Below are 13377 nucleotides of genomic sequence, written 5' to 3'. Positions count from 1 at the left end.
CCATTTAAATAAATAAAATGCAGTATTTATGCGAGTTGTAGAGTTCTGCAACGAGCTATCGCATTAATTACAAAGGGGGCCGTTAAATGTCTATAAAAAAAGCTATAATTCCAGCAGCGGGGTTAGGAACAAGATTTCTACCAGCTACAAAGGCACAGCCTAAAGAAATGCTTCCAATAGTGGATAAACCAACTATACAGTATATTATAGAGGAAGCAATAGAATCAGGGATAGAAGATATTCTTATAATTACAGGAAGGAACAAAAGAGCCATTGAGGACCATTTTGACAAATCTGTAGAGCTTGAGTTGATGTTAGAGAATAAAGGAAAAAATGAACTCCTTGAGTTAGTAAAAGACATTTCTAATATGGTCAATATACATTATATAAGGCAAAAGGAGCCAAAAGGATTAGGACATGCAATACATTGTGCAAAAACTTTTATCAATGATGAACCCTTTGCAGTACTTCTAGGTGATGATATAGTTAATGCTAAGACTAAGCCTTGCCTTAAGCAGCTTATTGATGTGTATGATGAATATAAAACTACAATATTAGGTGTACAAGAAGTAGCGAAAGAAGATGTAAATAAATATGGTATAGTAGCAGGAAAGCATATAGAAGGTGGAGTATATAAGGTAAAAGACTTAGTGGAAAAACCATCTGTTGATGAAGCTCCATCTAATGTGGCTATACTTGGTAGATATATTATAACTCCAGAGATATTTGAAATATTAGAACATACAAAACCAGGAGCAGGAGGAGAAATACAATTAACAGATGCTCTTAAGGAGCTTGCTACAAAACAAGCAATGTATGCATATACCTTTGAAGGAAAAAGATATGATGTAGGTAATAAATTGGGATTTTTACAAGCAACAGTAGAATTTGCATTAGAACGAGAAGACTTAAAAGAAGATTTTAATAAGTACTTAGCTGAATTATTAAAGAGTGAGTAGAAATAATAGCGGTGGGATATCCACCGTTTTCTATTATATAAGAAAGTATATTTACTGTATGTCATATAATCTAACATCAAACTACTAAATAACAAATCGACATAACAGACTTTGTTTTTCACGAAAAAGGAAGCTAGGTGGTCCTAGTGGAGCGAGCTTATGTTCGCTTTTCAATAAGTATTTATGATATAATATATCAGAAGTTATAATTTATGGAAATAGCAAGTAAAAAATTAAAATGTAAAAAATAATTAAAATATATAAAAACAAGAATAAAAGAGAAAATACAGAATAATATAGAGAATGTATTCTATACAAGCTACTTCACTTTTACCTATAACATAAGATATAATATAAATTGTTACAAAGTCTAAGGAGGATAATCATGAACCATCTTTTGGGAATATCTATTCACAATGTTGGAATAGATTATATATTAAATAAAAATTTTAAAAGAGTTCAATTATGTCATAAATTCTCAGGTGCTAAGGAGATTACTTCTTTATTAAAACTTTCAAAAAAGCGTCCTATAAAAATAACTTATCATGCTCCAGTATTTCATCAGACAGATCCTACAGTAACTTATTATTTAAATAGTAATAAAAGACTTAGAGAAGCTACCTTTGAAATACTAGAGATTAATTTAGATATGGCAAGAAGTATGCCTACAGACCACTTTATAGTACATTTTACTTCTAAAAATAGTGACGATAAGATAGATGACAATGAATTATATAGTTTAGCTGAAGATAGTGCTAAAAGATTAAATGAGTTGAGTAAAAAATACAAAATGCCAATTCACTTAGAATATGCAGGATACAACAATAGATTCTATAAGCCAAAGGACTGGGTTCAGTTAATAAGTAAATATGACAATTTAGGGATATGCTTAGATGTAGGACATTTTTATATATCTTGTCAATTAAATAATATGGACTATTTTACCGAGCTTGATAGAATGCTTCCAGTTATTGAGTCAATGCATCTTTGGAATACAAGGGGATTAGAAGATATAAAGAAATATGGTCATATACCAGTTCATCCTAGTCAAAGAACTGAAGAAGGATGGATTGATATTGAAAATACATTGAAGCTTGTATTAAGTTACAATAGAGATATTAACATAGTATTTGAGCCAGATTTTAATTATGGCGATATTAAATATGCTCAAGAAGGAATAAATTGGGTAAATGAGTTAGTATATGGGTTGACTGAAAGAAGTAATAAATTAATGGCTGAAGGATAACTAGATTTAAAATTACTATGGTTTGTTAAATTGGAACCGTCATGGTTCAATATTATATAAGGGGATGAGGTGGTTTAATGAGTTATATGGACAAATATGAATTATGGTTAAATAGTGAATACTTTGATGATGAAACAAAAGAAGAACTAGCTTCAATAAAAAACAATGAAAAAGAAATAGAAGACAGATTCTATAAGGATTTAGAGTTTGGAACAGGAGGATTAAGGGGTAAAATAGGTGCTGGGACTAATAGGATTAATAAATATACTGTAGCTAGAGCTACTCAAGGATTAGCAAATTATATAATCCAAAAAGGAAATGAAAACGTTAAGAAAGGAGTAGCTATAGCTCATGACTCTAGATATAAATCAAGAGAATTTGCGAAAACTGCTGCTTTAGTATTAGCTGCAAATGGTATTAAGTCATATTTATTTGAAGATTTAAGACCTACTCCTGAGCTATCCTTTTCTATAAGGCATTTAGGAGCTACAGCTGGAATTGTAGTAACTGCTAGTCACAACCCACCTGAATATAATGGATATAAGGTTTATTGGGAAGATGGAGGACAAATAGTTCCTTCAATTGCTAATGAAATTATAGGTAAAATAAAAGAGATTAATAATTTTTCAACAATTGAAATTATGGATGAGAATGAAGCTTTAGAAAAAGGATTATTAAATATCATAGGTAAAGAAATTGACGATATATATATTGATAAAGTAAAAGAGTTAAGTGTAAGAGAAAATGTAGATAAAGATATAAAAATAGTATATACTCCACTTCATGGTACTGGTAATATGCCAGTAAGAAGAGTATTAAAGGAATTAGGTTATAACAATGTATATGTAGTAAAAGAGCAAGAGAAACCAGATCCACAATTCTCTACTGTTGATTATCCAAACCCAGAAGACCCTAATGCTTTTAAATTAGCAATGGAGATGGGGCAAAATCTAGATGCTGATATATTACTTGGAACAGACCCAGATTGTGATAGAGTTGGAGTTGTAGTTAAAAACCTTGAAGGAAAATATATTGTATTAAATGGTAACCAAACAGGAGCGTTATTACTAGATTACATATTACAAGGTAAAAAAGAGAAAAATGAAATAAATGAAAATGATGTAGTGATTAAGACTATTGTTACTAGTGATTTAGGAAGAGTTATAGCAAAATATTATGGATTAGAAACGATTGATACTCTTACAGGATTTAAGTTTATAGGTGAAAAGATAAAAGAGTTTGAAGAGAATAAAGATAAAAGTTTTGTATTTGGATATGAAGAAAGCTTCGGTTATTTAACAGGTACATTTGTTAGAGATAAGGATGCAGTTATAGCTTCAATGTTAGTTTGCGAAATGGCTGCATACTATAAGACTAAGGGGATGACTCTTTACGAAGCATTACAACAACTTTACAAGAAATATGGATATTATATAGAAGAACTTAAGTCCATTAAATTAGAAGGTATAGAGGGACAAAGAAAGATAGATGCTATTATGGATAGCTTCAGAAGTGATTTCCCAACTGAAATAGGAAAGCTTAAGTTAAATACATATAATGACTATAGAGAAGGAAAAAGTGTAGATGTAAACACTAATGAGCATCAAGACATAACATTACCAAAGTCAAATGTGCTTAAGTTTATATTTAATGATAATTCTTGGTATGCGTTAAGACCTTCAGGGACTGAGCCAAAGATTAAGATATACATGTCAGCTAATGGTAAAACAGAAGAAGAGGCAAGACAAAAACTTGAGGATATAAAGAAAGAAGTTCTTGGAAAAGTAGATGAAATAGCCACAAATTAATGAATGTAAAATTTAAAATGAACAAAATCAACTACGTTGATTTGCAAGTTAGTAGTTGGTTGTTAGTAGTTAGTAGCTTTAGAGCTGGATAAATCCAGCTCTTTTTTATTGTCAAACAAAGTATAACTCATTGAATTACTGGAATAGGGACAAATGTATTTTGTACCTAGTACCAAGAACCTAGCACCCAAAAAGCGACTTTAGTCGCTCTTTTATGTTTAAAAACATAGAAATAAGCAAAATATAAAGACTAAAGTATTAGATGAAGCTATTAGGAGGAAAAGGATGTTAAAAAAATTATTTTACATATTTTTAATTATACTTTGGATGAATGTAATATTTTCATTCTCATCAGAAATAGGCTATGTATCAGATAGCAAAAGCTCTAATATTGCAAAACATGTCTATAAATCTTTTGAAAAAGTAGAATTCAATGCTCCTTTGAATGTAAAGGATTTAAATTATATAATAAGAAAAATAGGACATGTGACTGAATATTTTATTCTTACTATATTGATTTTAGGTTTTCTTAATACTTTAAATTTAAGGGATAAATATAAGTACTTAATAGCTATAATTATACCTAGTATATATGCATGTATTGATGAATATAATCAAATTTTCATATCAGGGAGAGATGGAAGTATCAAAGACGTTGCAATTGATATAATAGGTATATTAGGTGGGATATTGGTAAATTTATGTATTAATAAGCTTAGGAAGGAATTATACAGTCGAATGTAGAAAAGAGTATAGGAGTTTCTGCATTAAGGAGGAAAATTATGTTTAAACGATTCATTGCTTTTTTAATAGCTATTTTTATAGTGACATCAATGGTATTATCCCAACCAATCTATGCAGATAGTATAACATTAAATCCACCTAGAGATGTATTAGAGAAAAAAATAGAAGAGGTGGCAAAGCTAAGAGGTATACCTTCTGTAATACTTAAGTCAATAGCAAGGGTTGAAAGTGTATTTAAACAGTTTAATCCAGATGGTTCGGTGTATACTGGAAGAAGTGGAAGTATAGGACTTATGCAGATACATAATGCATATGGAATGTATGATAGTCACAGATTAAAATATGATATAACTTATAATATTGAAGCTGGAGCAGATGTCTTACTCATGAAGTGGAAAATGGCTAACGATAGACTTCCAAGAATTGGAGATATGAATCCTAATATACTAGAGCATTGGTATTTTGCACTGTGGGCATATAATGGGTGGGTTGAAAGTAACAATCCTAATATGGTTCCATATAAATATAGAACATGGACTAAAAAACATACCTACCAACAATTAATATATATGGTGGCAGAAAAAGAATATGGACAAAAAATTACACCTATAGACCCTAAATTACTCCTTAAACGAGGATTGCCTTCAAAGAATCTAGTCTTCGATACTCCTAAAGACCATCATTATGGAGACATAATATTATATGAAAAGGGAGATTTAGTAGAGGTAGATGTTAGTAACTCACTTACACTTAGAGATGCTCCTGCTGGCAGAGAAATAAGTAAGTTTGATGATAAGACTCTTTTAAATATAATAGATGGACCTGTATTAAAGGATGGTTTTTTCTGGTATAAGGTTAAAGAAAGAGAAGGGAATAAAGAAGGATGGATAGTACGAAATTGGATAGTAAAAGTTGGTGATGTTAAAAACGGTGTATATCCATTCGATGACATTGAAGATAACTGGGCCGTAGATTACATAATTGATTTGTATAAAAAGGGGATTATTGAAGGTAGCAATGGTAAATTCAACCCTAATTCTATGGTTACTAGAGAAGAAATGAGTGCATTTATAGCAAGAGCTTTTGATGTAAAGAATAGCGAATATGAACTAGAATTTAAAGACATTGATAATATAAGTTTTTGGGCTATACCATACGTGAAAGCAGTAACGAGTACAGGGTTGATTACATCTTATGAAGACAATACTTTTGCTCCTAAAAAGCATCTTACAAGAGAAGAAGCAGCAGTCATAATATCTAGATTATTTAATGATACAGAAAATGATATTGAAACAGAGTCTTCTAGCTTACAGTTTAATGACATCAAGGATTTATCACCTTCATCACTAAAAGCCATAAAAATTGTGTACAACAAAGGAATTATGAGTGGAAAGAGTGAATTAAAGTTTTGCCCTAAAGATTATTTAACAAGAGCAGAGGTTTCGAAAATATTACATACTTTATTAAATATGAAAAATGAAATTAATTTGACACAACAATCCAATGATGAAGAAATATTGAGTGAAGTTGATAGTACTCAAATAGATGATAAATCGAAAGAAAATAATAATATAGAGGAAAAAACTACTGATAATAAAAGTGATGATAAATCTAAAGAACAAGAAAAAATGAGGAGCGGGGATTAGAGGAGTAGAGTAATAAAGTATTAGGGAGCAGATAAAATCAATCAACAAACAATGGTGAGAATTAGTTTGGCTATTTGCCACTCGCTGTTCGTTTTTCGCAGAAGAAGTATATGGATTATAGATTAGGGTAATAGTATTACGTTGTCGATGGACGCCTCGTCCATCGACTAGGATAGCATTTATAGTGATTTTCAGTAACTAGAATTTTTACCCAATAGCTAATAGCCAAAAAGCGACTTTAGTCACTTTTTCTATCTGTAGCATCTAAAAGACTTTTTACTATAACTTCCGCCATATCCATAACAAAGGATAATCTTATAGAATGAAGAGATAAGGATTTATCTTTTCTTACACTATCTACTATTCCAATAATAGATAAGTCCCCAACAGGAGGTAAGGTTTTTCCTATACCTTTCCCAGGGAAAATAGGACTATGTCTTATTTCAATAGTACCTATATTTTCAGAACTACTAAGGCAGGCATCTATAGCTATAACAAAGCTAAAAGGGTGCCTTTTTTTTATTTCCTTTATTTTCTCTTTTAAGTTAATAGCGTGAACAGGAGAGTTTAGTGTACCGTAAATAGGCAAAGGAAAAGAAGACTTTTCAAGAAGAGTTCCAACTAAAGGGCCTAGACAATCTCCAATGCATTTGTCAGTACCAATACAAAGAAGTATTGTACTTTGTGTACAAAATGGCCGAAGGTATTCACTCAATATTTCAGATGCAGATTTATCCTTAAAATGAATTTCTAAATTTTTCGTATTCATGACTATACCCCCTCATTCTTATATATGAAATATGAGGGGAGAATAGACCTAATTATTTATTTCTTTTGATAGCTGTTTATATTTTAAGTAAATATTGATTTCCTTGTCTAGGTTCGTACTCATTTCATATAATTTATCAGGGTTATAGTCAGTTGCTATATATGCATTTAGCTCATTTCTTAGTCGTTCGATTTTTTCTTTTTGCTTTTGTAACAGCTTATCACACAATTAATTCACCTCATTTTTAATAATATCCATTTTAGGACTACATCTATGAGGTCAGAAAAAATGTGAATAATATCGAAATAGGCAAAATAAACCACATTTTAAAAATATTCACATATATTCTATCATAAATTCGGATATATTGCAAAATACATACAAACAATGGATAGGTGTAACTGCGAATAAACTTTATAAATAGGTAAATAATATACTACAGAAAGGGGTGAATTAGATGGATTTAAAGAGTTCATATAATTCAATAATAGTTATATTAATGACTGCATTAACTGTGGTGATTATGTTAAATTTACAGATAGATGCTGATATTTCTCGAGAATATGATTATGATAAAGTTAATACAAAAGAAAAATTTTCGGAAATAACTCCAAGACCAGATTATAAGAAAATATTAAATGAAGAAATAAGACAAAGAAAATTATTGAAAAATAAAGAAACTAATATACCTATCAAAACAAATAAAGAAGAACCAGTTAGATTGAAGGAATCAAATTCTGATGTCATTAATAAAGAGGAAAATAATAGTTACATAATATTTAAACAGAAACAAATCGTTAATAGTATAGAAAATTCATTTGTTAAGTATGATAGAAAAACTATAAGATACTTGTTATCTCAATTAGAGAAGAGCATTAAAGAGGCTAAATTAAAGCAGGTAAAAAAACTGTTAAACCAAAATAATATGATACAAACTGTTGAAGTATCAAAAGTACAGCAAAAATTAACTACGGCAGAGAAGAATGAATTAAGTGATATACTAAATAAAATAGGAGCAATGAACAACGTTAAACTTATGTACAAAATAAATGATGGTATTACCCCAGAAGAACAACAGGATATATATGACATATTAAAGGATAAGCTATCTGATGATGAGGTAGTGAGGTTACATGATATATTAGGTAAATATATGGTGAGATAAAGGTAGAAGATAAGCTATTGGTTGCTAGCCGTTAGCTTTTAGCTAAAGACTTAAAAAGAAAGTAGCTCACATTTATGTGAGCTACTTAAACATAGGCAAGAACTCATATGTTATTTCATCTTCATTAACAATAAACTTTATATAATTCAATTCAAATAAATCAAAGTTATTATTCATTTGTTGGTTATTAAATTCTATATATCTAATACCTGATTTAATATCAACCTTATTTTTATTTCCTCCATAGAGCACAAATATATTTTTACCTTTAATTTTATAGTCTGTAAGTATTTCGTGTAGTAGTTCAGCTTCTAATTTGTCTGTAAAACCATTTTTTCCAAATACGGGTTTAGGTAATAGAAGTATTATATTTTTCTCAGTAGAATTATTGAGACGATTCATTAAATCTAACCATTGATTAGGCTCTGTAGCTCTTATTCCATTGTTTGCGTTATCTAACTGTATAAACAAAGTGTCTTTATGGGTAAAGGAGGTAAATCCACTTTTTACTTCTATTAAAGGTTTTTCAATGGTAGTAGAAAATCTAAAATTCATGCCATTCATTACTATACCTAAATCACTTTCGCTAATGATATTAGAAATTCTCTTACTTATATGGTATTTTAATAAATTATTAAGCTCGTTAATACCACTAGTTATAGTAAAGCTATATCCATTTTTCTTTACTTCAGAGTGTCGTTGCAATCTATCGGTAATAATAGTTTCTTCAGGCAAATCTATGTTTTTAATTGGAGTATTATATATAGTTTGTAAATGGTCGAATAATAAATATCCCATATCTTTATTGAGCGAGTTTGTTTCAACTACATATACTTTCTTTAAAGTAATTGGTAATTTAACGTCTGAAGGGATATTGGCAGTAACCCATTTCCAACCTTTCCAGTCTACATTATTACAGAAATTTATTCTATATAATCTGCCTTCATTGTCAACTAATTCTCCTCTAAGCCAATGATTGCTTTCATTTCCATATACCCACATACCTAATTTATCAGGTTTTTTGTTAAGTTTAATACCATCAGATGAAAAGTTTATATAAGCGGCTCTAGTTGAGTCAGTCTGAGTGAAGTCATATTCTAGCTTTAATGAATATTTGCCTTTTTTATCTTTGTTTTCTCTTTCAATACTACCACTAACCTCAGCAGGATATGATGTAAATTCTAAGTTTTTAATACTTTCAAATCCTTCTATTAATTCTGTAGAGTGCCCTACTGAAACTAGAGTGTTTTCAATAGCATTTCCCATTGATGCAATTATTGCACCTGAAGTAGCATTATCGTTACTATAAAATACACCGTCTTCAATTTTTCCTATATTCCCAACAACCTTCCATTCTATATCGTTAGGATTTATTTTAGCTTTAAATCCATCATCGTTGATTCCATATACAGCTTCAAATTGTTTTTTTGATTCAAAATCAATATGGAACTTTTCTGGTTTTATTACAAGGTCTTTAGGTTGATTTATTACATTTATTTTTATTTCATCAGTTTTACCTTTATATCTAACTTTTACAGTTCCTATACCACACTCTTCAGTATATAAAATATTATCTTTAAATTTTCCTTTTATTCCTTCTACTGAGAATCTTGCTCTATCTAAATCTATTTCTACTGGATTATAGTATTTATCATAACCTTTTATATAAAATTTTCTTGATGCATTGACAAATATATTTGTATCACTAGTAGATATTTCGATATATTTTAAGGAGCTTTTAGGAGCATTATTAAAAACTCCTATACCATTAATAATAGCTCTTTCACTTCCGTCAGATGGACGATTAACTATTACTATATTTTCTTTATCTAATGGAGCTAACGCCATTGTTGTAGACCCACCACCGTCTAAGTTCATAGCTTCATAAGCACCTAATTCAATCATTATTTTAGCTAACTTTTCCTGGTCTACTCCTTTAAAGGAGGCATGTCTACCATCTACTGTAACCATAATAACTTGTTTTTTGTCCTTAGTTATACCGATTGCTGTTCTTGGATGATTTCCAGGAATATTGTGGGTAAATTCTGCAATGTCACCGTCTTTTACAAGAACAGTACTTCCTCCTATTGCCGTTTTTATCTCTTTATAATCAGGAGTAGTAGTAATTTCTAATTTTACTTTATCACCGAGCTTTAGGCTATTTAATAACGTTTCACCAGCTTTACTCTACCAACTAATATGTACCCATTCTCAGGCATATCTATAGGCTCCTGTCCAACTCTAATATCTGTTACTGTATCATTAATAACTATAACTTCTGTCATATCATCATAAATTAAGTTGCCAAAAGTTTCAGAACTCCAATTTTTATCATAAAGACCTATAACGGTATAATTACTAGTGGCTTTATTTTTTACACGTACCGATATAGGGTCTGAATTTTCAGGTATAACCTTTATATTCCATCCCCAGTATGATAAAAATGGATTTTCATTGTTATCTATAGTGAATACACTTAAAGGCTCTTTAGCAAAAGAAGGCGAAGAAATTAATTCATTGTTATTCACAACTGTACCTAATGGAGAAAAATATTTATTCCAGTAGAAAAAGTCTCCATTAATACCTGCTACTGCATTTGAGTTTTTCATCATTTGAGTAAGCTTTTCTTTTTTAGAAATACCTTCATCACTGAAAAGTGAACCAATTTCTGTATATTGGTCTTGTATATTTACTCTAAGTACGTTAACATTCAACCAACCATTAGATGTAAAGCGTTGAATGTGCTCATGTACGACACCACTGCTGATATTTTCAATAGTTTTTCTTTCATGAATTAAAAATGGACTATCTGCAAATCCAAAGGAACTACTAGAGATAATTATTGATATTAAAACAAAGTAAATAGCTATCTTTTTAAATAAATTATTCAAACCAGGTCACCTCTTTATTCAAACCATAAACCTAATTGGTCTTTATTTTGTATAGCTGTAAGTATTTTATCTTTTGATGTAGGTATTTCTTTATAAATAGTTTTTAGAAGTTGCTTCATTTCTTCTCTTTTAGTATTTTTATCTGCAGGACAAGGACTTTTAACTGTAGGTATGTCATGTCTTTTAGCTGCTCCTATTATTTGATGCTCTTTAATGTATACCATAGGCCTTATAAGATGTAGGTCGGTTCTAGATAAATAGCTTTTAGGTTTAAAAGTTTTTATTCTGCCAGAGTAAAGCATACTTAAAAAAAGAGTTTCTATTGCATCATCTGCATGATGTCCTAGTGCAACTTTATTACACCCTCGTTCCTTTACAGCTTCATATAAAGCACCACGTCTCATTTTGGCACAAAGAGAGCATGGATTTTTTTCTTTTCTTACGTCAAATACGACTTTTGCTATTTGTGTTTCTTTAATTGTATAGGGTACTTCTATCTTAGAGCAAAATTCTTTAATAGGTGTTAAATCAAAATCATCAAAACCTAATGTTAATGATATAGCTTCTAATTCGTATTTAACAGGACTGAAATGCTGAAATAATTTAAGACCATATAAAAGGGTTACACTGTCCTTTCCACCAGAAACCCCTACAGCTATCTTATCGCCATCATTTATTAGGTTAAAATCTTCTACTGCCTTTCTTATAGCACCTAAAATTTGTTTCATTGTATCATCCTTTCAGTTTTCTGCTATATATTGTATGACGAATATTATTAGTAATTGGTTTCAACTTAATTATATAACATTTTAATTATCAAGTAAGTTACAATATAGTTAAAATATATATAATTAACTACCATCTAATATTATATCTTGAAATAGAGGTAAATAAAACACTATATGTAAGAAAATGCAACATTGTTGCATTTTAGGGGACAGAAAATATAATTTAAAATTGAAAATGTAAAATTAGTTGGCGTGTAAGGTAACGTGCAAGTTAATGTGCTAAAAGACGTAAAAGAAGACGTGAAAAAGACAGCTAAAGCTGCTTTTAAGTGCTAGGTACTTGGTACTGGGTACTAGAATAAGGGATTGGAAACAGAGGAAAGGTAAAAGAATTTGTTAGTAGCTTTTCTATATAATAGAAAAAGGCGTTCACATAAAAGTGAACGCCTTTTTAATGGTCGGGGTGGCAGGATTTGAACCCGCGACCCTCTGGTCCCAAACCAGATGCGCTACCAAACTGCGCTACACCCCGTTGACTTGCGACTTTTTTATTATAAGAGAAAACAAATATGTTTTCAATTTCGTTTTTATATAAATATCGTAAATTTTATGTTAAATCTGCATTAAATCTCTTGATAGCTTTTGAATTCTTATGTTTTCATTGAATCAGGGGACTGGGGACTGGGAACAGGGGACAGGGGGGACAGATATTAAGAAAAGTTGAGGCTTTTATAAAACCTCAACTTTTAAAATTATTAATCAGGGAAATCTAGTTCTATATTATTAATGTTTATATCATCAAGTTTTTTTGGACGTTTAGGGGTAGGGTTTCCAATGATACCACCATTGTTTTCTATAATATCTTTTGCTTGTTGTATATTTTCATTATCCGTCTTTACTACGACTTTGCAGTTTATGTCAGCTATTTCTTCCATGGGCCCCATACCACTTACCATTGGGTCAGCTGCGTTTAAAGGCGTTAAGCTACTATCTAAGATAGGTTCACCTGATTTCATTGTTAACTCAGAAAGGCTTGTAGAGACTCCAGCTCCCGGCAAATTTATTTGTGTATTTCTATCTGGAATATAATGGTCATTCATATCAGAATATACATTAGAATATCCAGCATTTTTTAGTTGCTCAACAGTTTCATTTGCTCTTTTTATTGACCTAAAATATCCTTCAATAATCATTTCAAACCTCCTATAGACAAAATAATAAATGTTTCTATAGATATTTTGGCATAGCAGACTTAGGATTATACAAATAAAACCTATGCTTTTTTTAATAGAAGACTTTTTTGTATAAGAAAGTATATTTACTGTATAGATTGTAATTAAGTTAAATATAAGTTTTAAAGGCAGAGAAAATATTTGTAAAATTATTATCGAAAAGCGAAAGGCGAACAGCGAATAGCCTAA

Annotated in this window: 11 protein-coding genes, 1 tRNA gene and 1 pseudogene; 6 read left to right on the top strand and 7 right to left on the bottom strand. The window is 30.2% G+C overall.

Annotated features, from left to right (window positions below; all coding sequences use genetic code 11):
- Positions 1-86: 86 nt before the first annotated feature.
- The 5 genes from galU (at position 87) to L21TH_RS13315 (ending at position 6403) form a co-directional block, all read left to right on the top strand.
- Positions 87-959 carry a UTP--glucose-1-phosphate uridylyltransferase GalU gene (gene galU, locus L21TH_RS13335; RefSeq protein WP_006317477.1) on the top strand — a complete coding sequence of 291 codons (873 nt, stop codon included), beginning with the start codon at positions 87-89 and terminating at the stop codon, positions 957-959.
- Between the two features lie 385 nt (positions 960-1344).
- The gene (locus L21TH_RS13330; protein WP_006317476.1) at positions 1345-2205 is read left to right on the top strand and encodes a sugar phosphate isomerase/epimerase family protein; all 861 of its coding nucleotides are present in this window, start codon (positions 1345-1347) and stop codon (positions 2203-2205) included.
- 77 nt (positions 2206-2282) lie between these two features.
- On the top strand, positions 2283-4013 hold the full coding sequence (locus L21TH_RS13325; RefSeq protein WP_006317475.1) for a phospho-sugar mutase: 1731 nt from the start codon (positions 2283-2285) through the stop codon (positions 4011-4013).
- Positions 4014-4298: 285 nt separating this feature from the next.
- Positions 4299-4757: a VanZ family protein gene (locus L21TH_RS13320; protein WP_006317473.1), complete on the top strand. Its 459-nt coding sequence runs from the start codon at positions 4299-4301 to the stop codon at positions 4755-4757.
- 38 nt (positions 4758-4795) lie between these two features.
- The gene (locus L21TH_RS13315) at positions 4796-6403 is read left to right on the top strand and encodes an S-layer homology domain-containing protein (RefSeq protein WP_006317472.1); all 1608 of its coding nucleotides are present in this window, start codon (positions 4796-4798) and stop codon (positions 6401-6403) included.
- A gap of 238 nt (positions 6404-6641) precedes the next feature.
- Here the strand turns inward: L21TH_RS13315 and yyaC are convergent, their stop codons facing one another.
- Positions 6642-7172, bottom strand: coding sequence for a spore protease YyaC (yyaC, locus tag L21TH_RS13310; RefSeq protein WP_006317471.1), 531 nt, complete (start codon positions 7170-7172; stop codon positions 6642-6644).
- A gap of 48 nt (positions 7173-7220) precedes the next feature.
- The gene (locus L21TH_RS13305) at positions 7221-7400 is read right to left on the bottom strand and encodes a Spo0E family sporulation regulatory protein-aspartic acid phosphatase (RefSeq protein ID WP_006317470.1); all 180 of its coding nucleotides are present in this window, start codon (positions 7398-7400) and stop codon (positions 7221-7223) included.
- 229 nt (positions 7401-7629) lie between these two features.
- Between L21TH_RS13305 and L21TH_RS13300 the strand changes: the two genes are divergently transcribed.
- Positions 7630-8337, top strand: coding sequence for a hypothetical protein (locus L21TH_RS13300; RefSeq protein ID WP_006317469.1), 708 nt, complete (start codon positions 7630-7632; stop codon positions 8335-8337).
- An 81-nt stretch (positions 8338-8418) separates the two neighbouring features.
- On the opposite strand, the pseudogene L21TH_RS13295 reads toward L21TH_RS13300, so the two are convergent.
- From L21TH_RS13295 to L21TH_RS13275, 5 genes and pseudogenes are all read right to left on the bottom strand, one after another.
- A pseudogene (locus L21TH_RS13295) lies at positions 8419-10473 on the bottom strand (phosphodiester glycosidase family protein); the annotation flags it as partial.
- A gap of 26 nt (positions 10474-10499) precedes the next feature.
- Positions 10500-11228, bottom strand: a complete 729-nt coding sequence (locus L21TH_RS13290) for a hypothetical protein (protein WP_006317465.1) — start codon at positions 11226-11228, stop codon at positions 10500-10502.
- A gap of 14 nt (positions 11229-11242) precedes the next feature.
- Entirely contained in the window at positions 11243-11956 is a 714-nt protein-coding gene (locus L21TH_RS13285) for a tRNA 2-thiocytidine(32) synthetase TtcA (RefSeq protein ID WP_006317463.1), read from the bottom strand.
- A 455-nt stretch (positions 11957-12411) separates the two neighbouring features.
- Positions 12412-12488: transfer RNA gene (locus L21TH_RS13280), tRNA-Pro, on the bottom strand.
- Between the two features lie 223 nt (positions 12489-12711).
- Entirely contained in the window at positions 12712-13149 is a 438-nt protein-coding gene (locus tag L21TH_RS13275) for a hypothetical protein (RefSeq protein ID WP_006317462.1), read from the bottom strand.
- Positions 13150-13377: the final 228 nt, after the last annotated feature.

The organism is Caldisalinibacter kiritimatiensis, from assembly GCF_000387765.1.
Lineage (GTDB): Bacteria > Bacillota > Clostridia > Tissierellales > Caldisalinibacteraceae > Caldisalinibacter > Caldisalinibacter kiritimatiensis.
This window is presented reverse-complemented; position numbering and strand designations above follow the sequence as displayed.

Bases quoted from the DNA above. Each gene is read 5' to 3' on its own strand.
- galU (WP_006317477.1), top strand. From the start codon at position 87: ATGTCTATAAAAAAAGCTATAATTCCAGCAGCGGGGTTAGGAACAAGA.
- L21TH_RS13330 (WP_006317476.1), top strand. From the start codon at position 1,345: ATGAACCATCTTTTGGGAATATCTATTCACAATGTTGGAATAGATTAT.
- L21TH_RS13325 (WP_006317475.1), top strand. From the start codon at position 2,283: ATGAGTTATATGGACAAATATGAATTATGGTTAAATAGTGAATACTTT.
- L21TH_RS13320 (WP_006317473.1), top strand. From the start codon at position 4,299: ATGTTAAAAAAATTATTTTACATATTTTTAATTATACTTTGGATGAAT.
- L21TH_RS13315 (WP_006317472.1), top strand. From the start codon at position 4,796: ATGTTTAAACGATTCATTGCTTTTTTAATAGCTATTTTTATAGTGACA.
- yyaC (WP_006317471.1), bottom strand. From the start codon at position 7,172: ATGAATACGAAAAATTTAGAAATTCATTTTAAGGATAAATCTGCATCT.
- L21TH_RS13300 (WP_006317469.1), top strand. From the start codon at position 7,630: ATGGATTTAAAGAGTTCATATAATTCAATAATAGTTATATTAATGACT.
- L21TH_RS13285 (WP_006317463.1), bottom strand. From the start codon at position 11,956: ATGAAACAAATTTTAGGTGCTATAAGAAAGGCAGTAGAAGATTTTAAC.
- L21TH_RS13275 (WP_006317462.1), bottom strand. From the start codon at position 13,149: ATGATTATTGAAGGATATTTTAGGTCAATAAAAAGAGCAAATGAAACT.